Annotated in this window: 18 protein-coding genes and 1 pseudogene; 11 read left to right on the plus strand and 8 right to left on the minus strand. The window is 66.0% G+C overall.

Annotated features, from left to right (window positions below):
- Window positions 1-54: 54 nt before the first annotated feature.
- From V8Z74_RS03535 to V8Z74_RS03545, 3 genes are read right to left on the minus strand one after another with little or no spacing between them, the layout of a single operon-like run.
- The gene (locus tag V8Z74_RS03535; protein ID WP_349707989.1) at window positions 55-951 is read right to left on the minus strand and encodes a polysaccharide deacetylase family protein; all 897 of its coding nucleotides are present in this window, start codon (window positions 949-951) and stop codon (window positions 55-57) included.
- 9 nt (window positions 952-960) lie between these two features.
- Window positions 961-1,320, minus strand: coding sequence for a YnfA family protein (locus tag V8Z74_RS03540; RefSeq protein ID WP_174522865.1), 360 nt, complete (start codon window positions 1,318-1,320; stop codon window positions 961-963).
- Window positions 1,281-3,806, minus strand: coding sequence for a putative bifunctional diguanylate cyclase/phosphodiesterase (locus V8Z74_RS03545; protein ID WP_349707991.1), 2,526 nt, complete (start codon window positions 3,804-3,806; stop codon window positions 1,281-1,283). Before V8Z74_RS03545 ends, V8Z74_RS03540 begins: the two co-directional genes overlap by 40 nt.
- A gap of 117 nt (window positions 3,807-3,923) precedes the next feature.
- Here V8Z74_RS03545 and V8Z74_RS03550 point away from each other — a divergent pair, with 117 nt between their 5' ends.
- The 6 genes and pseudogenes from V8Z74_RS03550 (at window position 3,924) to V8Z74_RS03575 (ending at window position 13,228) form a co-directional block, all read left to right on the plus strand.
- Window positions 3,924-4,220 carry a hypothetical protein gene (locus V8Z74_RS03550; RefSeq protein WP_157081774.1) on the plus strand — a complete coding sequence of 99 codons (297 nt, stop codon included), beginning with the start codon at window positions 3,924-3,926 and terminating at the stop codon, window positions 4,218-4,220.
- Between the two features lie 4 nt (window positions 4,221-4,224).
- Entirely contained in the window at window positions 4,225-4,725 is a 501-nt protein-coding gene (locus tag V8Z74_RS03555; RefSeq protein ID WP_349707993.1) for a flavodoxin family protein, read from the plus strand.
- Window positions 4,726-4,829: 104 nt separating this feature from the next.
- Window positions 4,830-8,358, plus strand: a pseudogene (smc, locus tag V8Z74_RS03560) (chromosome segregation protein SMC).
- 131 nt (window positions 8,359-8,489) lie between these two features.
- Window positions 8,490-9,842, plus strand: coding sequence for a cell division protein FtsZ (locus tag V8Z74_RS03565; RefSeq protein ID WP_349707995.1), 1,353 nt, complete (start codon window positions 8,490-8,492; stop codon window positions 9,840-9,842).
- A 205-nt stretch (window positions 9,843-10,047) separates the two neighbouring features.
- A complete protein-coding gene (gene ligA, locus V8Z74_RS03570) occupies window positions 10,048-12,186 on the plus strand; it encodes an NAD-dependent DNA ligase LigA (RefSeq protein WP_349707996.1) in 2,139 nt (712 codons plus the stop codon).
- Window positions 12,187-12,214: 28 nt separating this feature from the next.
- Window positions 12,215-13,228: a patatin-like phospholipase family protein gene (locus V8Z74_RS03575; RefSeq protein WP_349707998.1), complete on the plus strand. Its 1,014-nt coding sequence runs from the start codon at window positions 12,215-12,217 to the stop codon at window positions 13,226-13,228.
- 12 nt (window positions 13,229-13,240) lie between these two features.
- Here the strand turns inward: V8Z74_RS03575 and V8Z74_RS03580 are convergent, their stop codons facing one another.
- Window positions 13,241-13,858 (minus strand): NUDIX hydrolase, encoded by a 618-nt coding sequence (locus V8Z74_RS03580; protein WP_083526408.1) that lies wholly within the window; start codon window positions 13,856-13,858, stop codon window positions 13,241-13,243.
- A 131-nt stretch (window positions 13,859-13,989) separates the two neighbouring features.
- On the minus strand, window positions 13,990-14,688 hold the full coding sequence (locus tag V8Z74_RS03585) for a fumarylacetoacetate hydrolase family protein (RefSeq protein WP_349708000.1): 699 nt from the start codon (window positions 14,686-14,688) through the stop codon (window positions 13,990-13,992).
- 170 nt (window positions 14,689-14,858) lie between these two features.
- Between V8Z74_RS03585 and maiA the strand changes: the two genes are divergently transcribed.
- Window positions 14,859-15,524 carry a maleylacetoacetate isomerase gene (gene maiA / locus V8Z74_RS03590; RefSeq protein WP_349708001.1) on the plus strand — a complete coding sequence of 222 codons (666 nt, stop codon included), beginning with the start codon at window positions 14,859-14,861 and terminating at the stop codon, window positions 15,522-15,524.
- Window positions 15,525-15,535: 11 nt separating this feature from the next.
- Window positions 15,536-16,447, plus strand: a complete 912-nt coding sequence (locus tag V8Z74_RS03595; protein WP_349708003.1) for a purine nucleoside phosphorylase YfiH/LACC1 family protein — start codon at window positions 15,536-15,538, stop codon at window positions 16,445-16,447.
- On the opposite strand, the gene V8Z74_RS03600 is transcribed toward V8Z74_RS03595, so the two are convergent.
- Entirely contained in the window at window positions 16,361-16,675 is a 315-nt protein-coding gene (locus V8Z74_RS03600; RefSeq protein WP_349708004.1) for a hypothetical protein, read from the minus strand. The genes V8Z74_RS03595 and V8Z74_RS03600 overlap by 87 nt on opposite strands.
- Window positions 16,676-16,874: 199 nt before the next feature.
- On the opposite strand from V8Z74_RS03600, the gene V8Z74_RS03605 reads away from it, so the two are divergent.
- From V8Z74_RS03605 to phbB, 3 genes are all read left to right on the plus strand, one after another.
- Window positions 16,875-18,767 carry a PHA/PHB synthase family protein gene (locus V8Z74_RS03605; protein WP_349708005.1) on the plus strand — a complete coding sequence of 631 codons (1,893 nt, stop codon included), beginning with the start codon at window positions 16,875-16,877 and terminating at the stop codon, window positions 18,765-18,767.
- A 139-nt stretch (window positions 18,768-18,906) separates the two neighbouring features.
- Window positions 18,907-20,088 (plus strand): acetyl-CoA C-acetyltransferase, encoded by a 1,182-nt coding sequence (locus V8Z74_RS03610; RefSeq protein ID WP_066481417.1) that lies wholly within the window; start codon window positions 18,907-18,909, stop codon window positions 20,086-20,088.
- A gap of 356 nt (window positions 20,089-20,444) precedes the next feature.
- Window positions 20,445-21,182, plus strand: a complete 738-nt coding sequence (phbB, locus tag V8Z74_RS03615; protein WP_349708006.1) for an acetoacetyl-CoA reductase — start codon at window positions 20,445-20,447, stop codon at window positions 21,180-21,182.
- 414 nt (window positions 21,183-21,596) lie between these two features.
- On the opposite strand, the gene V8Z74_RS03620 is transcribed toward phbB, so the two are convergent.
- Both V8Z74_RS03620 and V8Z74_RS03625 read right to left on the minus strand, forming a co-directional pair.
- Complete coding sequence (locus tag V8Z74_RS03620; RefSeq protein ID WP_349708007.1) at window positions 21,597-21,725, minus strand: hypothetical protein; 129 nt, start codon at window positions 21,723-21,725, stop codon at window positions 21,597-21,599.
- Between the two features lie 291 nt (window positions 21,726-22,016).
- Complete coding sequence (locus tag V8Z74_RS03625) at window positions 22,017-24,017, minus strand: ABC-F family ATP-binding cassette domain-containing protein (RefSeq protein ID WP_349708009.1); 2,001 nt, start codon at window positions 24,015-24,017, stop codon at window positions 22,017-22,019.
- Window positions 24,018-24,300: the final 283 nt, after the last annotated feature.

Below are 24,300 nucleotides of genomic sequence, written 5' to 3' on the forward strand. Positions count from 1 at the left end.
GAACTGAAATATGGATATGGCTTGCGTTGCAAGCTATCAAAAAAGATAAATGCCTCAAAGCCCCAGCGCATCGAGCAGGTGCTTTTCATACTTTTCGCTCTCGGCCGGGTAGCGCAAGTTCGGCAGACCCTGTTTTCGGGCCAGCGACCAGACAATGCTCTCGCCCGCGGGCAGGGTGTCGGGCGCTTCCTGGTAGACGGCGTCGGCATAGGCTTCCCGCGGCGGGATGAGGGTCCAGCCCGCCTCGCGCAGCGCGGCGATCACGTCGTCCAGGAACATGGCGTTGATGGTGTTGGTGTGCAGCAGCAGCACATGGTCGATCTCGCGCCCCGTGGCCTGGCGCGCCAGCCGCGCGTAGTAGTCTGCGCGGTCCAGCAGATGGCGGATATAAGGCTGCCTGAAGACCTGTGGCGATTGGCCGGGGTGCTGCGCCATCCAGGCACGCAGGCGCTGGTCGTAGTACCAGTCGCTGGCATCGATGGAGACGGCGCCCGGGCCATAGCCATGGGCGCTCAGCCACTGGCGCACGCCGTCGCGTCGGGCCTCGGTATGGCCTTCCTTCAGATAGGGGAAGCGGTAGCGCCGGGTCCACGAGGGCAGGCGGGCAAGCAGGTCCTCGTTGCGTTCGATGTCGGACAGGTAGCGGTCCAGCGAGACCTGGTCCTGGTGGAGGTTGAGGTGGGAATAGCCGTGGTTGCCCACCTGGTGGCCCTGCTCCAGCCATTGGCCCACCAGGTTCATGCCCTCCTGGCTGTCCACGCGCGCGCCGGCGGCAAACAGAATGCTCTTGACCTCGTTGTCCTTGAGCGCCTTGAGCAGCTGGTTGTTCAGCGCGCGTGCTTGGGGCAGCCTGTCCGGGTCGTAGCCGTCGTCAAAGCTCAAGGCCAGCCGCTGGGCCATGGCCGCCAGCGGCAGGCACAGGGCCAGGGCGGCGATCAGGGGCTTGAACATGCTGCAGCCTCAGGCACGGGGCGCAAAGGCGATCAGGCCCATGCCCAGCAGGCAGGTCAGCACGCCGGCCACGTCCCAGGCCGTGGGGCGCACGCCGTCCACCAGCCACAGCCACGCCAGGGCCACGCCCACATAGACTCCGCCGTAGGCCGCATACACGCGTCCGGCCGCCGCCGGGTGCAGCGTCAGCAGCCACGCAAACACCGCCAGGCTGGCGGCGGCGGGCAGCAGCAGCCAGGCGCTGCCGCCCTGCTTGAGCCACAGCCAGGGCAGGTAGCAGCCCGCGATCTCGGCCAGGGCCGTCAATACATAAAGCAAAAAGGTCTTGATCACTGCGCAGCGTTCGGGTCCGGAAAAGCCAGGCTGCATTGTGCATGGCCGCGGGCCGGCGCCGCCAGGGCCAGCGTGCTGCCCCGGAGCACCAGCTCCTCGAACTGCGCCACGGGCACGGGCGCGCTCATCAGATAGCCCTGCCAGGCAAAGCAGCCTATGACCTCGAGGAACTGGCACTGGGCCTGGGTCTCCACGCCCTCGGCCATCACGCGCAGCCCCAGGCTATTGGCCAGCGCGACGATGGTGCGTGCGATCGCGGCGTCGTTGGGGTCGGTCAGCACGTCATGCACAAAGCTGCGGTCGATCTTGAGCTGGTTCAGGGGCAGGCGCTTCAGATAGGCCAGCGAAGAATATCCGGTACCGAAATCGTCGAGCGAAAAGCCAATGCCGTGCACCTGCAGCTGGGCCATCTTGGCGATGGTGTTGTCCACGTCGCTGAGCAGCAGGCTCTCGGTCAGTTCGAGCTTGAGCAGGCGCGGATCGGCGCCATGCTCGGCCAATGCCCGCAGCACCTGCTGCACGAACTCGGGGCGGTAGAACTGCTTGGCGCTGACATTGATGGCCAGCGTGAGCTGGGCGAGCCGCGGATGCCGGGCCCAGGCGGCCAGCTGGCGGCAGGCCGCGTGCAGCACCCATTCGCCCAGCTCCACGATCAGCCCGGTTTCCTCGGCCAGCGCAATGAATTCGCCGGGCGAGACGAAGCCGCGGCGCGGATGCCGCCAGCGCAGCAGGCCCTCGGCACCCACCACCTGGCCATGCTCCACCTGGGGCTGGTAGAACAGCTCGAACTGCCGCTGGGCCAGGCCGGTGCGCATTTCCTGCTCCAGCGCCCGACGCTCCTGCAGCGCGGCCTGCAGCGTCGGGTCGAAGAACTGCGCGGCATTGCGGCCCTGGTTCTTGGCCTGGTACATGGCCATCTCGGCACGGCGCAGCACTTCCTTGGCCGACAACGGCTTGGCGGAGGCGGCCACCGGCTCGGCGCCGAACAGGCTCAGCCCCAGGCTGGCGGTGACCTGGCGCGGCGTGCCCGCCACGGTCAGTGGCTCGCGCACCAGCGCCAGCACGCGCTGGGCCTGCTTTTCCAGATAGGTGGCGGCGGCCACGGCATCCGCGCCCAGGTCGTCGAGCACGATCACGAAGTCGTCGCCGCCCTGGCGGGCCACGGTCACGCCCGCACCCATGCGGTGGCCCAGGCGCTGGCTGAGCTCCTGGAGCAAGGCGTCGCCGTGCTCCAGGCCCATGGTTTCGTTGAAGGCCTTGAAATTGTCGATGTCCAGCAGCAGCACGCCGCCCCAGTGCTGGCGCCGCTGGCAGCTGGACAGCGCCTGCTGCAGCCGGTCCATGAGCAGGCGCCGGTTGGGCAGCGCGGTGAGCGGATCGTAGAAGGCCAGGCGCCTGGCCTCGTCCTCGGCGGCCTTGCGCTGGCTCTGGTCCTGCAGCACCATGAGGCAGCCATCGTCGAGCAGCACGCCGCTCATGCTCACGGTGCGGCGCGTGCCGTCGGCGCCGTGAAAGGACAGCTCCTGCGCGGCGATCGTGTAGGTATCGGGCGGTGGTGCGTCGCCGTTGTGCACCGTGACGGCCCTGGCCCTTACGCGCGCCTTGGCGTCTTCCCAGCGCAGCATGGCGCGCTTGCGCTGGGCTTCGTTGGCAAACACGCGGCTCCACCACTGCTGGCTGTGCGTATCGGGCGCCTGCGGATTGCCTGCAATGCGCAGGAATTCGTCGTTCCAGTAGGCAAAGCGGCCGTCGTTGCGCTCCATGACCAGGCCCACGGGCAGGCGCTGCATCAGGTGGCGCAGCTGCCGGTGGCCCTGCTGCTGTATCTGCTGCAGGCGCTTGCGCTCGCTGATGTCCTGCACCAGGGCCAGCAGCATGCGGGGGCGCTGGCCGACGACGGAGATATTGACTTCCACCCAGACCGTCTGGCCGTCCTTGCGCAGCAGGCTGTGCTCGCCGTGGATGGCCTTGATCTGGCCGCTCACCAGGGCATGGAGCAACTGGGCGGAATGCTCGCGGTCCTCGGGGATGGAAAGGTCCAGCGCCTTGCGCTGGTGCAGCTCCTGCGCCGAGTAGCCGGACATGGCGCAGTAGCGCTGGTTGACGGCCATGATGCGCAGGCTGGCGGTGTCGACCTGCACCACGCCCAGCGCGGCCTGCTCGTACAGCGCCTGAAAGCGCGCATCGCTTTCGCGCCAGCCGCGCGTGGAGCGGCGCAGCCGGGCGAAGAAGGACGAGCGCCGGCGCCAGCGGCGCCAGGACCAGGCGAACACCGCCAGCCCCGCCGCGGCCAGCGCCGACAGAAGATAGGGCAGGGCGCGCTCCAGCCAGGTCAGGACGGGCCATTGCAGCAGGCCGATGCGCTCGCGCACAAGCACCTGCTTTTCGATCAGGCCGGCAGCGCCGGACGCCGCCAGATCCCCTGCCAGTGCCTGGCCAGGCCCCCAAGCCCAGGCCAGGGCCACTGCCGCGATCCATAGAAACCTGGCCATCCAGGGCTGGCCCAGTGCGAGAAAGGACATGAACGAATGTGTGCGATCAAACAGTAGGGCCCGAAGCCGCGTTGCCGGCCGGGCCGCCCAGATATTCCCGCCGCTCATCCATAGACCGTTCGAGCGGATGCCGCAGAGGACTGCATTGTGAAGGATATTTCCTACAAGCAGCAAACCGGCAAGACCGGCGGCAGCCGCCCTTGCTGCGGATGGCCGCGGTCCGCAGTCATCCGGATGGAGTCCGGACGGGCGCCACTTGCCGATACGGAAAATGCTTCAAAAACAGGAGCTGCGCCAGGCAATCATACGTATCTGAATGTGAATTTTGGTCAAACCACTTTCATCCAGTGGCCGGCGCTGCAAGTCTTGCAATTTTGTTTCATCCGTGCAACAGAGGCCGTGGCCTGCAGGCCTTCATGGATCGGTGCTGCGGGCCCACAATGAAGCCATGTCCGTAGCCAAGACCCTGCTCATCGTCTACCACTCCCTCACGGGCGGCACATTGCAGATGGCGCAAGCCGCTGCCGCCGGCGCCCGGGGCGAGGAAGGCGTGCAGGTGCGCCTGCTCGAAGCGCGGCAGGCCGGTCCCGAAGACCTGCTGGCCGCAGAAGGCTATGTCTTTGCCACACCGGAAAACCTGGCCGCCGTCAGCGGGCTGATGAAGGACTTCTTCGACCGCAGCTACTACGGCGCGCTGGACCGCATCAACGGCCGCCCCTATGCGGTGCTGGTCTGCGCGGGCAGCGACGGCTCCAATGCTGCACGGCAGATCACACGCATTGCCACCGGCTGGCGCCTGCAGCCCGTGGCCGAGCCGCTGATCGTCTGCACCCACGCGCAGACGCCCGAAGCCATTCTGGCGCCCAAGCATATCGGGCCGGCCGAGCTGGAGCGCTGCCGGGAGCTGGGACAGGCCTTTGCCGCCGGGCTGGCGCTGGGCGTGTTCTAGGCTGCCCCGGCCCGCCCCAAGGCCCGCCGAGGGCTATGGGCGCGTTATGATTCGGCCCGCCCTTTGTCCTCGACTCCATACCGCCATAGACCGCCTCCGACACCGTGCGCCTGAACTCGATCAAGCTCTCCGGCTTCAAATCCTTTGCCGAGCCCACCAACTTCGTCCTGCCGGGCCAGATGGTCGGCGTGGTGGGCCCCAACGGTTGCGGCAAGTCCAACATCATGGACGCGGTGCGCTGGGTGCTGGGCGAATCCAAGGCCAGCGAGCTGCGCGGCGAGTCCATGCAGGACGTGATCTTCAACGGCACCACGCACCGAAAGCCCGCGAGCCGGGCCAGCGTGGAGCTGACCTTCGACAACAGCGACCACCGCGCGGGCGGCCAGTGGGGCCAGTTCGGTGAGATTGCCGTCAAGCGCGTGCTCACGCGCGAGGGCAACAGCAGCTATTTCATCAACAACCAGCCCGTGCGCCGCCGCGACGTGCAGGACGTGTTCCTGGGTACGGGCCTGGGGCCGCGTGCCTACGCCATCATCGGCCAGGGCACGATCAGCCGCATCATCGAGTCGCGCCCCGAGGAACTGCGCCTGTTTCTGGAAGAAGCCGCAGGCGTTTCCAAGTACAAGGAGCGCCGGCGCGAGACCGAAAACCGCCTCTCGGCCACGACCGAGAATCTCACGCGCGTGGAAGACATTCTGCGCGAGCTCAATGCCAACCTCGACAAGCTCGAGAAGCAGGCCGAGGTGGCGGCCCGGTACAACGACCTCCATGCCCAGGTCACGCTCAAGCAGCACCAGCTGTGGTACCTGAAGCGGGCCGAGGCCGAGGCCGAGCAGGACCGCGTGCGCGTCGAAGGCCTGAAGGTGGTCAACGAGCTCGAAGAGCGCATGGCCGACATCCGCAACAACGAAAGCGGACTCGAGACCCTGCGTCAGGCGCACTACGACGCCAGCGACAAGGTCAACCAGGCGCAGAGCAAGCTCTACGAGGCCACGGCCGAGGTGGGCAAGCTCGAGGCCGAGATCCGTTACGTGGTCGAAGGCCGCCAGCGCGTGCAGCAGCGCCTGCAGCAGCTGTCCGAGCAGATCCTGCTGTGGAGCAGCCGCAGCGAGGAAGCCCAGGCCGAGATCGAGAACATCGAGGGCGCCGGCATGGATGCCGAGGAACAGGCCGAGATGCTCGCCGCCCAGGTCGAGGAGCAGACCATGCGTCTGCCCGACCTGGAGGAAGCGCTGCGCGCCGCGCAGAAGGCCGACGCCGACCAGCGCAGCTCCGTGGTGCAGGTGCAGCAGCAGATCCAGGTGCTGGCCGCCGAGCAGCGCAGCCTGGACGAGCAGCGCCGCCAGTTCGAAAGCCGCTTCGAGCGCCTGCGCGCCGACCGCAATGCGCTGGAGACGCCCGATGAAGCGCGCCTGGCCAATCTGCAGGCGCAGCTGGCCGAGGCGCAGGAACTGGCCGAGATGGCCGATGCCGTGCTCAACGAGCTGCAGGAGTCCGTGCCCCAGCTCGACGAGGATCGCCGCGCGCGCCAGAAAGCTGTCAACGAGGAAAGCGGCCGCCATGCGGACCTGTCCGCGCGCCTGGAGGCCCTCAAGGCCCTGCAGGAAAAGGTCAAGACCGACGGCAAGCTGCAGCCCTGGCTGGCCAAGCACGGCCTGGACGGCCTGCAGGGGCTGTGGAGCCGCATTGCCATCGAGCCGGGTTGGGAGAATGCGCTGGAAGCCGCCCTGCGCGAACGCCTGGGTGCGCTGGAAGTGGGGCGCCTGGACATGGTGCGCGGCTTTCTGGGTTCGGGCGGGCAGGATGCGCCGCCGGCCCGGCTGGCCTTCTTCAGCCCCCCCCCAGGCCGCGGCGACGCCGGCAGCCGCGCGCTTTGCGCGGTTGTCGGACCTGCTCAAGGTCGGCGATGCCGGCCTGCGCACCGTGCTGTCCGACTGGCTCACCGGCTGCTATACGGCCGCCACGCTGGACGAGGCGCTGGGCCGCCGTGCCGAGCTGCAGCCCGGCGAGGTGGTCTACGTGCCCACGGGCCATGCGGTCAGCGCCCACAGCGTCACCTTCTATGCCCAGGACTCCGAGCAGTCGGGCCTGCTGGCGCGCGCCCAGGAGATCGAGCACCTCGAAAAGGAGGTGCGGGCCCAGGCATTGATTGCGGAGGAATCGCGCTCGGCCCTGGTGCGCGCCGAAAGCGCCTATGCCGACGCCTCGCAGCGCCTGGTGGCGGCGCGGCGCGAGGCTTCCGAGGCCCGCAGCCGCGCCCATGAGCTGCAGGTCGAGACCCTGCGCCTGTCGCAGCTGGCCGAGCAGGCCCGGGCGCGCAACGCCCAGATCGCGGCCGACCTGTCCGAGGTCGAGGCCCAGCTGTCCGATATCGAGGAGCGCCGCGTCGCGGCCGAGGCCCGCTTCGAGGAGCTGGACATGCAGCTGGCCGACAGCCAGGAGCGCCATGCCCAGCTGGGCGACAGGGTGCTGGAAGCCGAGCGGCGCCTCAACGAATCGCGCGAGCAGCTGCGCAGCCTGGAGCGCCAGGCCCAGGAAGCGACGTTCTCGCAGCGCAGCCTGCATGCGCGCCGCGCCGAGCTGTCCCGCACCATCGAGACGGCCAGCCAGCAGGCGCGTTCGCTGGCCGAGGAACAGCAGCGTGCGCAGGAGGAGCTTTCGCGCCTGACCGATGCAGCGGCCCAGGGCGGCCTGCAGGACGCGCTGGACCTGAAGATGCAGCGCGAGAAGGAAGTCGCCGAGCGCCGCAGCGAATACGACGACCTGACCAACAAGCTGCGCGCCAGCGACGAGCGCCGCCAGTCGCTCGAAAAGGCGCTGGACCCGCTGCGCCAGCGCATCACCGAATTCCAGCTCAAGGAGCAGGCCGCGCGCCTGGGCCTGGAGCAGTACAGCAACCTGCTGGCCGAGGCCAATGCCGATCTCGCGGCCGTGGCCCAGTCCATTGCGGAGGGCAATGTGCGCATGCACGGCCTGCAGGGCGAGATCGACCGCCTGCACCGCGAGATCCAGGCCCTGGGTGCGGTGAACCTTGCGGCGCTCGACGAATTGACGCTGGCGCGCGAGCGCAAGACCTTCCTCGATGCGCAGATGGACGACCTGACCAAGGCCATGAACACGCTGGAAGATGCCATCCGCAAGATCGACGCCGAGACGCGTGAACTGCTGTCGGGCACTTTCGATACCGTGAACCGCCATTTCGGCCGCATGTTCCCCGAACTGTTCGGCGGCGGCCAGGCCAAGCTGGTGATCACGGGCGATGAAATCCTGGATGCCGGCGTGCAGGTGATTGCCCAGCCGCCCGGCAAGAAGAACCAGACCATCCATCTGCTCTCGGGCGGCGAGAAGGCGCTCACGGCGATTGCGCTGGTGTTCGCCATCTTCCAGCTCAACCCGGCACCGTTCTGTCTGCTCGACGAGGTGGACGCGCCGCTGGACGATGCCAATACCGAGCGTTATGCCAAGCTGGTGCACAGCATGAGCAAGGGCACGCAGTTCCTGTTCATCAGCCACAACAAGATCGCCATGGAAATGGCCGGGCAGCTGATCGGCGTGACCATGCAGGAGCAGGGTGTTTCACGAATTGTTGCGGTGGATATGGAGTCTGCCCTGTCCATGGCTGAGCTATCCTGAGCCTGTTTCCACTTCCGAGGACTTGCGCGAACCAAGATGCACGCAGCCTTCTTCACCGGCATGGGAATCCCGCCCGGGCCTGTTTTGCGTAAGTCCTGTCCCCTTCGACCGTTCACATACCGCTTTCTTACATGAGTACCCTGCAAATCAGTCTGGCCGTCCTGGGCGTTGTGCTTCTGGCCCTGATCGTTGCCTACAACTCTTGGTCGGCCCGCCGCAATGCGCCCAGGCGCGCGGATCCCGAGGCGCAGGGCGTGCAAGGTGATCCCCTGCGCAACGAGCCCGGCATGGACACGGTGGGACACGGCCCCGATCTCACGCACAGCCTGCGCGAGCCGGTGCTGGGCGACTTCGGCAAGGCCGTTCCCGGCGCCGAACCGCTGCATGTACCCGAGGCCGCTGGCCGCTTTGCCGAGGCCGATGCCGAGCTGGCACGGATCGTGGCGCAGGAGGCCTATGAGGAGCAGCAGCGCCAGGCTGCGCTGGAGGCCGCCCGCCAGCAGGCCGCCGCGCCGGCAGCTGCGGCAGCGGTGCCACAGCCGGCCGCCAGGCCTGCGCAACCCCAGGCCGAAGCCGAAGGCGCGGCGGAGCGCGCGCCCGTGGAGCCCGTGCTGACCGAGGCGCCGCTGGCCGCGCCCGCCGCGGCTGCCGCAGTGGAGCGCCGCAGCCAGCTGGACGCGCTGATCGATGCCATCGCTCCCATACAGGTGGCGCAGCCCGTGCCCGGCGAAGTGGCCATCCAGGCGCTGCCCAGCACGCGCCGCGCGGGCAACAAGCCGTTCGCCATCGAAGGCATGAACCAGCAGACCCGCCAGTGGGAGCCGCTGCAGGCCGGCCAGCGCTATATCGCCTTCCAGGCCGGCGTGCAGCTGGCCAACCGCACGGGCGCGCTCAACGAGATCGAATTTTCCGAATTCGTGGCCAAGGTGCAGCGCTTTGCCGATGCCCTGGGCGTGGTGCCCGACATGCCCGACATGCTGCATGAAGTGGCGCGTGCCCGCGAGCTGGACCAGTTCGCCAGCGAGCACGATGCCCAGCTGTCCTTTATGCTGCGCGCGCGCCAGGCTTCCTGGAGCGCGGGCTACGTGCAGCAGAACGCCGGCCGCCTGGGCTTTGTCGCCAGCGCCATGCCGGGACGCATGGCGCTGTCCTCGCCCACGCCGGGCATGCCGCCGGTGCTGCTGCTGCACTACGACCCGCAGGCAGCCCTGGCCGACGACCTGGACCAGTCCGTGGTCCGCGAAATCCTGCTGAGCCTGGATGTGGCCCAGGTGCCGCGCGGCGAACAGCCGTTTGCCCAGCTGCGCCAGATTGCCGAACAGCTGTGCCAGACCATGGATGGCGTACTGTGCGACCAGAACGGCTACCTGCTGCCGGTTTCGGCGCTGGACCCGATCCAGCATGACCTGGAGCTGCTGTACGACAAGCTCGACAGCCGGGAGCTGTCGGCCGGCTCCCTGCTGGCCCGCAGGCTGTTCAGCTGAGGGACGACACCTGCCGGGCGGCTTCGCGCCTTTCCCAGGAAGAGGGGGCGGCGGCCCGAACGGAGGGCGGCTCTTGCCGCCCGCCCGTGCCGGGGCCGGGTGCGCTTCGGGTGCCCTGGAAGATGCGGATACCATGGGCAGCTGACACCAATAATCAAGGGCCAACGATGTTGGCCTTTTTCATCGCCATTACCCTGGCCAGAGCATGACCGAAAATTTTGACCTTTTTTCCGCTGAAACGCCCAAGCAGAGCGCGCAGGCTGCTCCTGAAAAAGTGGCGGCCAAGGTGCAGGAGCTGCGGGCCCGGCTCAACCGGTGGGCGCATGAATACTATGTGCTCGATGCGCCCACCGTGCCCGATGGCGAATACGACCGGGTCTTTCAGCAACTGCAGGCGCTCGAAGGCGCCTATCCCGCGCTGGTCACACCCGACTCGCCCACGCAGCGCGTGATCGGCGCCGTGCTCGAGGGCCTGGCGCCCGTGCGCCATGCCGTCCCCATGCTTAGCATCCGCACCGAGACCGACAACGAAGCCACGGGCGCCCAGGCCTTCGATGCGCGCGTGCGCCGCGAGCTGGAACTGCCCGAATCGGCACCGCCCGTGGAATATGTGGCCGAGCCCAAGTTCGACGGCCTGGCCATGAATCTGCGCTATGAAGACGGCGTGCTGGTGCAGGCCACGACGCGCGGCAACGGGGAGGTGGGCGAGGATGTGACGCACAACATCCGCACCATCCGCCGCATCCCGCTGTCCCTGCCGCGCGACCAGGGCGTGCCTGCGGTGGTCGAAGTGCGCGGCGAGGTCTACATGGGCCGAGCCGATCTGGCCAGGCTCAACGAGCGCCAGCAGGCCGCCGGCGCCAAGACCTTTGCGAATCCGCGCAATGCGGCTGCGGGCTCGGTGCGCCAGCTGGATTCGAATATCGCGGCCCAGCGGCCGCTGTCGTTCTTTGCCTACGGCCTGGGCGAGATCACGCCGCCCGCGCAGGGCGGACCGGATTTCGGCACCCATTACGCCATGCTGCAGACGCTCAGGTCCTGGGGCTTTCCGGTGGCGCCGCAGGTATGCATCGCCCATGGGGCCGACGAGCTGGTGGCCTTCCATGAGCGCATGGGCGCCGAGCGTGCCAGCCTGCCGTACGAGATCGACGGCGTGGTCTACAAGGTCAACAGCCTGGCGCTGCAGCGCCGTCTCGGCTTCGTGACGCGCGAGCCGCGCTGGGCCGTGGCCCACAAGTACCCGGCCGAGGAAATGCCCACACTGATGGAAGGCATCGACGTGCAGGTGGGCCGCACCGGCAAGCTCACGCCCGTGGCACGGCTGGCGCCCGTGGCGGTGGGCGGCGTCATCGTCACCAATGCCACGCTGCACAATCTGTTCGAGATCCGCAAGAAGGGCGTGCGCGTGGGCGACACGGTGGTCGTGCGCCGCGCCGGCGATGTGATTCCCGAAGTCGTGCGGCGTGTCGTGACATCGCCCTCGGCCCAGGGCGATGGCGCGGCCGCGCCGCGCCAGCCGTATGTGCCCAATTTCCGCATGCCCAGGGCCTGCCCCATCTGCGGCAGCGAGGTGGTGCGCGAAAAAGGCGAGGCCAACCACCGCTGCACGGGCGGCCTGTTCTGCGGCGCCCAGCGCAAGGAAGCCATCTTGCACTTCGCCCAGCGCCGCGCCATGGATATCGAAGGCCTGGGCGAGAAGCTGGTCGACCAGCTGGTGGACGGCCAGGTCATCAAGGTGCTGCCCGACCTGTACCGCCTGGGCCTGACGGCGCTCGCCGCGCTGGACCGCATGGCCGAGAAGTCGGCGCAGAACGTGCTGGATGCGCTGGAAAAATCCAAGTCCACCACTTTGCCGCGCTTTCTGTTCGGCCTCGGCATACGCCATGTGGGCGAAGCTACGGCCAAGGATCTGGCGCGCCATTTCGGCACGCTGGACGCCATCATGGATGCCGGCGTGGAGCAGCTGCTGCAGGTCAACGATGTCGGCCCCGTGGTGGCCGACAGCATCCACACCTTCTTTGCCCAGCCCCATAACCGCGAGGTGGTCGAGCAGTTGCGTGCCTGCGGCGTGCACTGGGAGGAGGGTGCGCCGGCCGAGAAGGCGCCCCAGGTGCTGGCCGGCCTGACCGTGGTGCTGACCGGCACGCTGCCCACGCTGAGCCGCGATGCCGCCAAGGAAATGCTGGAGGCTGCGGGCGCCAAGGTCTCGGGCTCGGTGAGCAAGAAGACCAGCTACGTGGTGGCCGGTGCCGAGGCAGGCAGCAAGCTGGCCAAGGCGCAGGAGCTGGGCGTGACCGTGCTCGACGAGGACGGCATGCTGGCCCTGCTCAAGGGGCAGCCATGAACCCGGGCGTGACAGAGGGGGGCGCACCATGGCGCTGACGCCGCGCAAACCCGTCCTCGGGCTGGCATTGGGCAGCGGCTCGGCGCGCGGCTGGGCCCATTTCGGCGTGCTGCGTGCATTGAAGGAAGCCGGCATCCAGCCCGATATCGTCTGCGGCTCCTCCATCGGTGCGCTGGTGGGCGCCTCCTATGCGGCGGGCGAGATGGAGCGCTTCGAGGAATGGGTGCTCAGCCTGGGCGTGCGCAAGGTCTTCGGCTTCATGGACTTCAATATCGCGGGCGGCATGCTCAAGGGCGAAAAGCTCATCGCGTTCTGGCGCAGCCATTTCGTCGATTCCGCGCTGGAGGACCTGGCCATTCCGTTCGCGGCCGTGGCCACCGACCTGCATTCGGGCGCCGAAGTCTGGCTGCGCAAGGGCTCGATCGCCGATGCCGTGCGCGCCTCCATTGCCTTGCCGGGCCTGTTCACGCCGGTCTACCGCGAGGGGCGGCTGCTGGTGGACGGCGGCATCGTGAACCCCGTGCCGGCCTCGCTGGCGCGGGCCATGGGCGCCGATATCGTGATTGCCGTGGACCTGAATGCCGACATCATGCGCCGGCACATGCTGCCGCTGGATGCGCCGCCCGGAGCCGCGGACGCCGACCGCGATACCGGGCCGGGCGATCAGGATGCGGGCCCGGTGGAGCAGCAGGAACTGCCGCTGGACGACAGCAACCAGGGCCAAGGCTGGGTGCAGCGGCTGCAAAGCAGCGTCAAGGGGGCGGCCGCCTGGCAAGGCGTGGCGGCCTGGCGGCAGGGGCAGGCGAACGAGCCCAAGCCGCCGCCGGTGCCCTCGCTGCTCGACGTGGTCATGACCAGCGTGAACATCATGCAGATGCGCATCACGCGCAGCCGCATGGCGGGAGACCCGCCCGAACTGGTGATCGCGCCGCGTCTGTCGCACATGGGGCTGCTGGACTTTCACCGTGCGCGCGAAGCCATCGATGAAGGCTATGCCGCGGCGCAGGCCGCCCTGCCGGCGCTCAACAGCTGGCGGCTTTGAGGCCGCCTGCGCTCAGCCGGCCTGGCCGGCCGCGTCGACCGGAGCATGGCCCGGCTGCAGCCTGGGCTCGTGCCACAGGTCCACGGTGTGTACCGTGCCCTTGTCCAGGCTGCCGCTGGCACGGTCGGCCAGATAGCGTTCCAGCGTGACGCGCACGGTGCGGAAGGCAATTTCCTGCCATGGAATCTCGTGCTCGGCAAACAGTCGGGCCTCCATGGTTTCGGGGCCGGGGTGGCATTGCTCGCTGCGCAGGCGTGCCAGATAGAACAGGTGCACCTGGCCGACCTGGGGCACGCTGATCAGCGAGAACAGCCGGCCCAGCTCGATATCAGCGCCGGCCTCTTCATCGGTCTCGCGCTGCGCGCCCTGCGAGGCGGTTTCGTTGAGCTCCATGAAGCCCGCGGGCAGCGTCCACAGGCCGCGGCGCGGCTCGATATTGCGCTTGCACAGCAGAATGCGTCCGTCGTCGGCCACGGGCAGGGTGCCCACCACGTTGAGCGGATTCTCGTAATGGATGGTGTTGCATTGCGAGCAGACGGCGCGCTCGCGCGTATCCCCATCATCGGGAAGGCGGTAGACGACGGCGGTGCCGCAATTGCGGCAGAACTTGATGGGGCTGCGGAACATCATGCCGTGACTATAAGCAAAACAGCCCGCAGGCGCTGGCTTGGCATGCGCTGCGGGCTATGAAAAAGAGAGTTGACCTGCCGCCGGCGTGGCCGCCTTCCCCAATAAAAAGGACGGCTCCCCGCCTGCGGGAATCACACGATTTTGATGCGCAGGGGCTCCAGGCCGCTGACCTGGGCTTCGAGGGTGTCTCCGCTCACCACGGCGGCCACGCCTTCGGGGGTGCCGGTCATGATGAGGTCGCCGGGCTGCAGCTCCCAGGCAGCCGACAGGTGCTCGATGGTCTCGGCGATGTTCCAGATCAGCTTGTGGATGTGGCTGCTCTGGCGCACCGTGCCGTTGACCTGCAGCGAGATGGCGGCCTGGCCGATGTCGCCGGCCTGCTGGGCGGGCGTGATCGGGCCGATGGGGGCCGATTGCTCGAAGGCCTTGCCGATGCACCAGGGCCGACCCTGTTTCTTCATGTCGTTTTGCAGGTCGCGGCGCGTCATGTCCAGGCCCACGGCGTAGCCGTAAATGTATTGCAGCGCATCGGCGGCCTTGATGTTCTTGCCGGCCTTGCCGATGGCCACCACCAGTTCCACCTCGTGGTGCAGGTTCTGGGTCAGCGTGGGGTAGGCCACCTGTCCGGTTTCGCCTGCGGGCACGGCAACTGCGGCATCGGCGGGCTTGAGGAAGAAGAACGGAGGTTCGCGGCCGGTAAAGCCCATCTCCTTGGCGTGATCCTCGTAGTTTCGGCCCACGCAGTAGATGCGGTGGATGGGAAAGCGCTCGCCACGCCCGACTACGGGCAAGCTGACGACAGCAGGGGGATTGAACACGTAACCGCTCATGAAAACCTCAGCAAAAAAGCATGCCGGGACCGCCTCCGGCCCGGCTGACGGGCTGCGCCATGTATTTGACGCGGCAAGCAGTGTGCCATGGGACTTGCACCGTGCAGATCTGCAAATATACGGATGCTGCGCCATCGGCGATTCGCGCCGTGCAGTTATGCTGTCTCGCCATGAAGCTCCACACCTATTTCCGCTCCTCGGCCTCCTACCGTGTGCGCATTGCGCTGCAGCTCAAGGGGCTGCCCTATGAATACCTGCCCGTGCACCTGGTGCGCGGCGAGCACAAGGCCCCGGCCTATGCCTCGCATGTCGGCGACGCGCTGGTGCCCAGCCTGGAGACCGACGACGGCCACTGGCTTACCCAATCCATGGCCATCATGGAATACCTGGACGAAACGCATGCCGCCCATCCTCTGCTGCCGGCGGATGCCTTGGGGCGGGCCCATGTGCGGGCGCTGGCGCAGATGGTCGCTTGCGAGATCCACCCGCTCAACAATCTGCGCGTGCTCAAGTACCTGGTGCACGAACTCAAGGTGTCGGACGAGGCCAAGACCGGCTGGTATGCCCACTGGGCGCGTTCGGGCCTGGAAGCCTTCGAGCGCCAGCTGGCGCTGCTCGATGCGGAACGCAAGGCCGGCGGCCTGCCGCCGTCGGTTTTCTGCTGGGGCGACGTGCCCGGCATGGCCGAGTGCTGTCTGGTTCCCCAGGTTTTCAACGCCCAGCGCTTTGCCGTCAATCTCGACGGCCTGCCGCGATTGATGGAGGTGGTTGAGCGCTGCAACGCCATGCCTGCGTTCCAAAGCGCCCATCCGTCGGCCTGTCCGGACGCGGAATGATGGCGCAGGGCATGGAGTTAAATGCCCCCTGGCTGGTCCCCGAGTGGCCGGCGCCCGAAGGCGTGCATGCCGCATGCACGCTGCGCGCGGGCGGTGTAAGCGAGGCGCCCTGGGGCAGCCTGAATCTGGGTGACCATGTAGGCGACGAGCCCGCCCATGTGCGCGAGAACCGGCGGCGGCTTTCGCAGTGGATTGCGGACTGCACGCCCGGTGCCTGCCAGGCCTTTCTGCAGCAGGTGCACGGCACCGACGTGCTGGACCTGGATGCCGGCAATGTGGGGACGGCCAACGGCGCATGCTACGACGCCTGCGTGACCAGCGATGCCGGCGTGGTCTGCACCGTCATGGTGGCCGACTGCCTGCCGGTATTGCTCGCGCATCGCAGCGGCAAGGTGGTAGGTGCGGCGCATGCGGGCTGGCGCGGGCTGGCTGGCATGCCGCCCGGGCGCGATGCCGGCGCGGGGCCGCTGGCCCAGGGTGTGCTGGAATCGCTGTTCGAGGCTTTTTGCCGCAAAGTGCAGGCGGTTGCTGCGCAGTCAGCTATCGATAAGGAAGCTTTGCCGCGGCTGTCCGCCGGCATCGCCGGCCAGACCATGGCATGGTTGGGGCCCTGCATAGGACCAGAGTCTTTCGAGGTGGGGGAGGAAGTCCGTGCAGCTTTCGTTGCCCATGATGCGGATGCTGCACAATTTTTCAATGCGCTTTCCGGCGAAGGCAAACCACGCAAATATCTGGCCAATCTGCCGCAGCTGGCGCGCCAGCGCCTGCAGGCCATGGGAATCGCGTCTATCTACGGCAACGACGGCAGCGCGCCCTGGTGCACGGTGCGCAACGAGTCACGGTTTTTCTCGCACCGGCGCGATGCCGGGCGGCTCGGCAGCAGCGGCCGCCTGGCTGCCTGCATCTGGTGCGACGGAGACTGAGGCAGCTTCAGGCGCTGCACCACCATGCAGCGCCTGTGCCTGCCGGATCGCACGCAGCCTGCCCTTGCGTCCGGGCGTGCCAAGAATGTAGAGCACGATGGACAGCGGCAGCACGCCGTACAGTGCGAAGGTGAAGAAGGCGCCCAGCCAGCTGCCGCCGGGAGCGGCGGCCTCGGCCACCGCCATCATGACGGTGACATACAACCAGGCGATGGCTACAAGATACATGGCGTGTCAATCAAGATTTTGCCGTAGCCGCACCCCACAATATCTGGGTTAAAACAGCTTCACGAGTGATTTCGGCGACATTTTTTGTCAAAAGTTGCTGACTCCTGGGTGACAATGGCGTTGCGTCAGCCGTATTGCAGATTCCGCAAGCCCGCAAACCCCATCAAGAGGTTGGTTCTTGCTCCCACAGGATGTAAGCATGAATTTTGACCCATTCAAGGGCCAGACTGGCCAGTCTCTTCAGCAGTTCTGGAGTGAACAGTGGAGCCGCAGCCTGCAGTCCCTGCAGCAAATCGGCACGACAGGGCTGTCCGCGATGCCGGGACTGACCGGCTTTCCCGGTGCGCCGGCGGCAGGCGTTCCGGATCCCTGGCAAGCGATGATCGCGGCTTTTGTCGAAGGCGCACAAAAGACCGCTCCAGCCGTACAGTTCGATCCCGAGAAGCTGCAAAGCCTGCAGGCTGACTATCTCGAGGACGTCCAGGCGCTGGGCGACACGGACAAGGTGCAAAAGCGCCTGTCCAAGGACAAGCGCTTCAATACGCCCGACTGGTCCGGCAACCCCGTGGCTGCTGCGACGGCGGCGACCTATCTGGTGAACAGCCGCATGCTCATGGGCCTTGCGGATGCCGTCCAGGGAGATGAAAAGACGCGCAACCGCGTGCGTTTTGCCATCGAGCAATGGGTGGCCGCCATGGCGCCGAGCAACTTCCTGGCGCTGAATGTGGATGTGCAGAAAAAGGCCATCGAAACCAAGGGCGAGAGCCTGGCCCAGGGCATAGCCAATCTGCTGGCCGACATGCGCCAGGGCCATGTCTCCATGACCGACGAGAGCTTGTTCACCGTCGGCAAGAACGTGGCCACCACCGAGGGCGCGGTCGTGTTCGAGAACGAGCTGTTCCAGCTCATCGAATACAAGCCGCTGACGGCCAAGGTGTATGAAAAACCTTTCCTCATGGTGCCGCCCTGCATCAACAAGTTCTACATCCTGGACCTGCAGCCGGCCAACTCGCTGATCCGCTATGCGGTGGAGCAGGGCAACCATACCTTTGTGGTGAGCTGGCGCAATCCGGACGAAAGCCTGGCCCACAAGACCTGGGACGACTACATCGAGGAAGGCGTGATCACCGCCATCCGCAAGGTCCAGGACATCTGCGATGCGCCGCAGATCAATGTGCTGGGCTTTTGCGTGGGAGGCACCATGCTGTCAACTGCCCTGGGCGTGCTGGCTGCCCGCCAGGAGCGCCTGCAGGGCGAGGCGCCGGCCCCCAAGCCCGGCACCAGAGGCAACGGCAGGACGGCGGTGGCCAAGGCTGCCGCCTCAGCAGCCCAGCCCGTCTTTCCCGTGGCCAGCCTCACGCTGCTGACCACCTTCATCGATTTCAGCGATACCGGCGTGCTCGACGTGTTCATTGATGAATCGGTGGTGCGCTTCCGCGAGATGCAGATGGGGCAGGGCGGCTTGATGAAGGGGCAGGACATGGCTTCCACCTTCAGCTTCCTGCGTCCCAACGACCTGGTCTGGAACTATGTGGTGGGCAATTACCTGAAGGGAGAAACCCCGCCGCCTTTCGATCTGCTGTACTGGAACAGCGATTCGACCAATCTGCCGGGCCCCTATTACGCGTGGTACCTGCGCAATCTGTACCTGGAAAACAAGCTGGTGCAGCCAGATGCGCTGACCGTGTGCGGCGAAAAGATCGATATGCGCAAGGTCAGGGTGCCGGCCTATCTGTACGGGTCGCGCGACGACCACATCGTGCCCATCGGCGGGGCCTATGCGTCCACCCAGGTGCTGGGCGGCGAACTGCGCTTTGTGATGGGCGCCTCGGGCCATATTGCCGGCGTGATCAACCCGCCGGTGCACAAGAAGCGCAGCCATTGGCTGCGCGAGGACGGCCAGTTCCCCGCAGCGTTGAGCGATTGGCTGGCCGGAGCCAGCGAGCAGCCGGGCAGTTGGTGGACGGACTGGAGCCACTGGCTGGCATCCCACGCCGGCAAGCAGGTTGCTGCGCCCAAGCGCTATGGCAAGCCCGGTGCATACGAAGCCATCGAGCCCGCACCGGGCCGCTATGTGCAGGTCAAGGCCTGAGCCCGCCAGGACTTGAAAAGGTTTGCAGCGGCCGTGACGATCATGGCCGCTCTGGGAGGGCGAAGCCCCTGCTCGCAGAGGCTGGCGCCCGGTTTTCAGTGAGTTGGTGAACTAGAGAGACCTAGGAAGGTTCGTGAGCATGGAAGACATTGTTATCGTTTCGGCCGTTCGCACGGCGGTAGGCAAATTTGGGGGCGCTCTCGCCAAGGTTCCTGCCACACAGCTAGGTGCCATCGTGATCAACGAAGCTTTGGCGCGAGCCAAAGTGGGCAAGGATCAGGTGGGTGAAGTCATCATGGGACAGGTGCTCACAGCTGCTTCCGGCCAGAATCCGGCCCGCCAGGCCATGATGGCCGCAGGCATTGCCAAGGAAACGCCGGCGTTGACCATCAATGCGGTATGCGGCTCCGGCCTCAAGGCCGTGATGCTGGCTGCCCAGGCCGTGGCCACGGGCGACAGCGAAATCGTGGTGGCCGGCGGTCAGGAGAACATGAGCCTTGCGCCGCATGCCCTGCCCAATTCGCGCGACGGCCAGCGCATGGGGGACTGGAAGCTGGTCGACACCATGATCGTCGACGGTCTCTGGGACGTCTACAACCAGTACCACATGGGCATCACTGCCGAGAATGTGGCCAAGGAAAAGAGCGTCAGCCGGGAGCAACAGGACGCTCTGGCGCTGGCCAGCCAGCAAAAGGCCGCTGCGGCCCAGGATGCCGGCAAGTTCAAGGACGAAATCGTTCCCGTGAGCATCCCCCAGCGCAAGGGCGATCCCGTGGTCTTCGATACCGACGAATACATCAACCGCAAGACGAATGCCGACGCGCTGGCCGGCCTCAAGCCTGCTTTCGACAAGGCCGGCTCCGTGACCGCCGGCAACGCTTCGGGCCTGAACGACGGTGCTGCCGCCGTGGTGGTGATGAGCGCGGCCAAGGCCAAGGAGCTGGGCCTCAAGCCCCTGGCCAAGATCGTTTCCTACGCGACCAGCGGCCTGGATCCCAAGGTCATGGGCCTGGGCCCGGTGTATGCGGCGCGCAAGGCGCTGGACCGTGCCGGCTGGAAGGCGTCCGACGTGGACCTGTTCGAGCTCAACGAGGCTTTTGCCGCGCAGGCCTGCGCCGTGAACCAGGAGCTGGGCATCGATACCAAGAAGGTCAACGTCAATGGCGGCGCCATTGCCATCGGCCATCCCATCGGCGCATCCGGTTGCCGCATCCTGGTGACGCTGCTGCATGAAATGCAGCGCAGCGGCGCCAAGAAGGGCCTGGCCGGCCTTTGCATCGGCGGCGGCATGGGTGTCGCGCTGGCCGTAGAGGCTTGCTGATGACCGGTGGCGTCTTGGCTGGCGGCTGTGTTTAACGCATAGAGCCGTCCGGCGAAGGCGCTGCGGATCATCGCTGTTTCTCCAGGGGTGGTCTGCACAAATCAAACGGCAAAAGGCAGGTGGCGATCTGGTCAGGCATGTCCAGTCGTCCTCTGCTCAATGGCTGTGCATCCGGTTTCGCCGCATGGCGAAGCTGTGGATTCACGCGGCCGGATGGCTTGTGCCCGCTCCTAGGGAAGATCAGTAGGCACCAGCTGCCTGCTGGGATAGTTTCCCCGCATTACGCAATGCATACTGGATTCGTCAGTTGACACACATGTGATTGACGCCTTTGAAGAGTAGATGAGGAGAGCAAAATGGGACAGAAAGTAGCGTACGTCACAGGAGGCATGGGCGGCATTGGTACCGCCGTCTGCCAGCGCTTGCACAAGGATGGCTTCAAGGTGATCGCGGGTTGTGGCCCTTCGCGTGATTTCCAGAAGTGGCTGGACGAGCAAAAGGCGCTGGGCTTCACTTTTTATGCGTCAGTTGGCAACGTCGGCGACTGGGACTCCACTGTGGAGGCTTTCGAGAAAGCCAAGGCGGAGCACGGGAGCATCGATGTGCTGGTGAACAATGCCGGCATCACGCGCGACCGCATGTTCGTCAAGATGTCGCCCGAAGACTGGCGCGCGGTGATCGAGACCAACCTGAACTCCATGTTCAACGTCACCAAGCAGGTGGTGGCGGACATGGTCGAGAAGGGCTGGGGGCGCATCGTCAACATCAGCTCGGTCAATGGTGCCAAGGGGCAGGCGGGCCAGACGAACTATTCGGCGGCCAAGGCCGGCATGCACGGCTTTACCATGGCTCTGGCCCAGGAGCTGGCCACCAAGGGTGTGACCGTGAATACCGTCAGCCCTGGCTACATCGGCACCGACATGGTCAAGGCCATTCGTCCCGATGTGCTGGAGAAGATCGTAGGCACCGTGCCCGTCAAGCGCCTGGGCGAGCCCAGCGAGATCGCTTCCATCATCTCGTGGCTGGCTTCGGAAGAGGGCGGCTATTCCACCGGAGCCGAATTCTCGGTCAATGGCGGCCTTCACATGCATTGATTGGTGGATGGCGCCATGCAAAAAGGGGCCTTGTGCCCCTTTTTGCCATCCGAAAGTGGTATGCCACAAAGCACAAAACCCGCCATGGGGCGGGTTTGTGGGTCTGGCCTGAATGCCGCCCTGGTCGGTGAGCCGGCGGCGCAGCAAGAAACTTCGGTTTGCAAAGCTGGCTGCTGCATCCAGTTTTGTCGTCCAGGGGCTGCCGTCAGGCAGCTTGGCCTCTCGCCAGGACACACCTGGCAAAGCGCTGCTCAGCGCTTGCGATCGCGTTCGTCTTCGGGCCAGATGGACATGATGATCGTGGTTTGCATGGGGAATCTCTCCTGTTTGCTCTGTATAACGAGGCAGCGGTTCAGCTCGTTGACAGCTTTTTAAAAAAATTTTGCTGTTCTTTTATCCAGTTTTTTGACTGGCTCAAGCGGTGGCACCGGTGCGCACAGGGCCGCGCTTGCGGTCGCGGTCATCCCACGGCCATACCATCTGCGCCTCCATAGCGGCTGCGGATTGCAGGGCTTTGGCGGTGTCAAAAACGGGCTTGGTCATAGCAGATCACTCCTTTGCGTGTTCAACGCGAAGCAGGGGTTCAGGGTTGACCCGCGCTCCACAGCCAAAGGCAAGAAAATGCAAGCATTTGCCCTGCTGTTCGTCAGCTAGGCGCAAGAATAAGAAAAAAGCATAGCGGCAGGCGCTTTCTTAGTAAGCGTTGCAGCCATTTTTCTGGTCTAGGTCGATCTGTTACGCTTGCTTGCCCAAGCCCCTGCCGGGGGCGTCAACGAGGCAATGCCAAAGTGCGCCGGCTGGCGCAATGCCAGGCCGACGTCCCAGCCTTCATGTTCAGCCAGGGCTGCCCATGGCTTCGGCGATGGCATCGATCTGCTCGCTCAGTTCCAGCCAGCGCTCCTCGAGCTGGTCGATTTCGTCGTTGCAGCTCTTGAGGCGCTTGCCGGCCTCGGCGATCTCAGCCGGCGCCATGGGCTGGCTCAGCTTCTCTTCCAGTTCGCTGCGCTCGGCCTGCAGCTGGGGCAGGCGCTTGTCGATCTGCTCCAGCTCTTTCTTGAACGGCTTGGTCTTCTCGGCCAGCTGCTGGCGGGCCTGGGCGGCCAGGCGCCGCGCCTCGCGAGGATCGGCGGCTGCCGCTGGGGCCTGCGCCGGCGCCGTCGGGGCCATCGCAGCTTGTTCGGCAGTGCTGCTGTTCTGGTCTGCCAGCTTGGCTTCCTCGCGCAGGCGGCGGGATTCCTCGAGCAGGTAGCGCTGGTAATCGTCCAGGTCGCCATCGAAGGGGCCGACCTGGCCGCGGCCCACGAGCCAGAAGTCCTCGCAGACGGCGCGCAGCAGGTGCCGGTCGTGGCTGACCAGCATGACGGTGCCGTCGAAGTCGTTGAGTGCCATGGCCAGGGCTTCGCGCGTTGCCAGGTCCAGGTGGTTGGTCGGCTCGTCGAGCAGCAGCAGGTTGGGGCGCTGCCAGACGATCATGGCCAGCACCAGGCGGGCTTTTTCGCCGCCGCTCATGCTGCCCACGGCCTGCTTGACCATGTCGCCGCTGAAATTGAACGTGCCGAGGTAGTTGCGCAGATCCTGTTCGCGCGCCGAATTGCCTTCGGCGCCGGTATCCCTGGCCAGGCGGACCATGTGCTCGAGCGGATTCTCGCCCGGGCGCAGCACGTCCAGCTCCTGCTGGGCAAAGTAGCCGATGTTCAGGCCCTTGCCCTCGGTGACCTTGCCGGCCAGGGCCTTCATTTCACGCGCAATGGTCTTGACCAGCGTGGACTTGCCCTGGCCGTTGGCGCCCAGGATGCCGATGCGCTGGCCGGCCAGCACCGAGCGGTTCACGCCGCGCAGGATGATGGTCTCATTGCCGGCGTCGTCCACATAGCCGAAGGCGGCATCGGTGATGGCCAGCATGGGGTTGGGGAGGTTGGCCGGCTCCTTGAACTCGAAGGTGAAGTCGGCGCTGGCCAGGACGGGTGCCACTTTCTCCATGCGCTCGATCTGCTTGACGCGGCTTTGCGCCTGCTTGGCCTTGGTGGCCTTGGCCTTGAAGCGATCGATGAACTTCTGCAGGTGGGCGATCTTGTCCTGCTGGCGCTCGTAGGCCGCCTGCTGCAGCACCATCTGCTGGGCGCGCAGCTCCTCGAACTTGCTGTAGTTGCCGCCGTAGCGCGTGAGCTGGGCGTTTTCTATATGCAGCGTGACGTTGGTGATGGCGTCCAGGAATTCGCGGTCATGGCTGATGACCAGCAGCGTGCCCGGATAGCGCTTGAGCCAGGCTTCCAGCCAGACCAGGGCATCCAGGTCCAGGTGGTTGGTGGGTTCGTCGAGCAGCAGCAGGTCCGAAGGGCACATCAGTGCGCGCGCCAGCTGCAGGCGCATGCGCCAGCCACCCGAGAAGCTGTTGACAGGGTGATCCAGCTCGCTGACCTTGAAGCCCAGGCCCAGGATCAGCGCCTGGGCGCGCGGCACGGCGTCATGGGCGCCGGCATCGGCCAGGTCCGCATGCGCCTGGGCAATGGCCATGCCGTCACCGGCCTTCTCGGCCGCAGCCAGCCTGGCCTGGAGTTCGGTCAGCCGGATATCGCCTTCCAGCACGAACTGCGTGGCCGATTCCTCGGTCTCGGGCATGTGCTGGGCCACCTGGGCCATGCGCCACTGGGGCGGGACGAAGAATTCGCCGCCGTCCTCGCTGAGGCTGCCGTTGAGCAGGGCGAACAGCGTGGACTTGCCGGCGCCGTTGCGGCCCACGAGGCCAAGCTTTTCGCCGGGATTGATGGTGACGTAGGCACTGTCCAGCAGCACGCGCGTGCCGCGGCGCAGGGTGATGTTTTTAAGGCTGATCATGAATGGCCGCGATTATCCCAGCGAAAGCCCCGGTGGTCGGGCTGCATGGAATTGAAGCCGCCATCGCTCCATGCCCCGCATGGATTGCTATGGAAGCGGAAGCTGTCTACGCCTGACCCGCAATGGATTCAAGAATAAAGAGCTGGCAAATCGTTGGATGGATGGCGCTGGATGCTATGAATTACGGAGTTGTGCAGCACGGTTTGCAAGACCTTGCCCGTGCAAGGCCGCAGCTTGAAAAGTACACTGCCAGGTTCTTTCCCGCACTGGCCGCAGAGCCCAT

It is taken from the genome of Comamonas sp. w2-DMI, from assembly GCF_040187735.1.
In the GTDB taxonomy this organism is placed as follows: domain Bacteria; phylum Pseudomonadota; class Gammaproteobacteria; order Burkholderiales; family Burkholderiaceae_C; genus Comamonas; species Comamonas terrae.

Excerpts from the sequence above, each read along its gene's own strand:
- V8Z74_RS03535 (WP_349707989.1), bottom strand. The coding sequence starts at position 951 with ATGTTCAAGCCCCTGATCGCCGCCCTGGCCCTGTGCCTGCCGCTGGCG.
- V8Z74_RS03540 (WP_174522865.1), bottom strand. The coding sequence starts at position 1,320 with ATGCAGCCTGGCTTTTCCGGACCCGAACGCTGCGCAGTGATCAAGACC.
- V8Z74_RS03545 (WP_349707991.1), bottom strand. The coding sequence starts at position 3,806 with ATGTCCTTTCTCGCACTGGGCCAGCCCTGGATGGCCAGGTTTCTATGG.
- V8Z74_RS03555 (WP_349707993.1), top strand. The coding sequence starts at position 4,225 with ATGTCCGTAGCCAAGACCCTGCTCATCGTCTACCACTCCCTCACGGGC.
- V8Z74_RS03565 (WP_349707995.1), top strand. The coding sequence starts at position 8,490 with ATGAGTACCCTGCAAATCAGTCTGGCCGTCCTGGGCGTTGTGCTTCTG.
- ligA (WP_349707996.1), top strand. The coding sequence starts at position 10,048 with ATGACCGAAAATTTTGACCTTTTTTCCGCTGAAACGCCCAAGCAGAGC.
- V8Z74_RS03575 (WP_349707998.1), top strand. The coding sequence starts at position 12,215 with ATGGCGCTGACGCCGCGCAAACCCGTCCTCGGGCTGGCATTGGGCAGC.
- V8Z74_RS03580 (WP_083526408.1), bottom strand. The coding sequence starts at position 13,858 with ATGATGTTCCGCAGCCCCATCAAGTTCTGCCGCAATTGCGGCACCGCC.
- V8Z74_RS03585 (WP_349708000.1), bottom strand. The coding sequence starts at position 14,688 with ATGAGCGGTTACGTGTTCAATCCCCCTGCTGTCGTCAGCTTGCCCGTA.
- maiA (WP_349708001.1), top strand. The coding sequence starts at position 14,859 with ATGAAGCTCCACACCTATTTCCGCTCCTCGGCCTCCTACCGTGTGCGC.
- V8Z74_RS03595 (WP_349708003.1), top strand. The coding sequence starts at position 15,536 with ATGGAGTTAAATGCCCCCTGGCTGGTCCCCGAGTGGCCGGCGCCCGAA.
- V8Z74_RS03600 (WP_349708004.1), bottom strand. The coding sequence starts at position 16,675 with ATGTATCTTGTAGCCATCGCCTGGTTGTATGTCACCGTCATGATGGCG.
- V8Z74_RS03605 (WP_349708005.1), top strand. The coding sequence starts at position 16,875 with ATGAATTTTGACCCATTCAAGGGCCAGACTGGCCAGTCTCTTCAGCAG.
- V8Z74_RS03610 (WP_066481417.1), top strand. The coding sequence starts at position 18,907 with ATGGAAGACATTGTTATCGTTTCGGCCGTTCGCACGGCGGTAGGCAAA.
- phbB (WP_349708006.1), top strand. The coding sequence starts at position 20,445 with ATGGGACAGAAAGTAGCGTACGTCACAGGAGGCATGGGCGGCATTGGT.
- V8Z74_RS03620 (WP_349708007.1), bottom strand. The coding sequence starts at position 21,725 with ATGACCAAGCCCGTTTTTGACACCGCCAAAGCCCTGCAATCCGCAGCC.
- V8Z74_RS03625 (WP_349708009.1), bottom strand. The coding sequence starts at position 24,017 with ATGATCAGCCTTAAAAACATCACCCTGCGCCGCGGCACGCGCGTGCTG.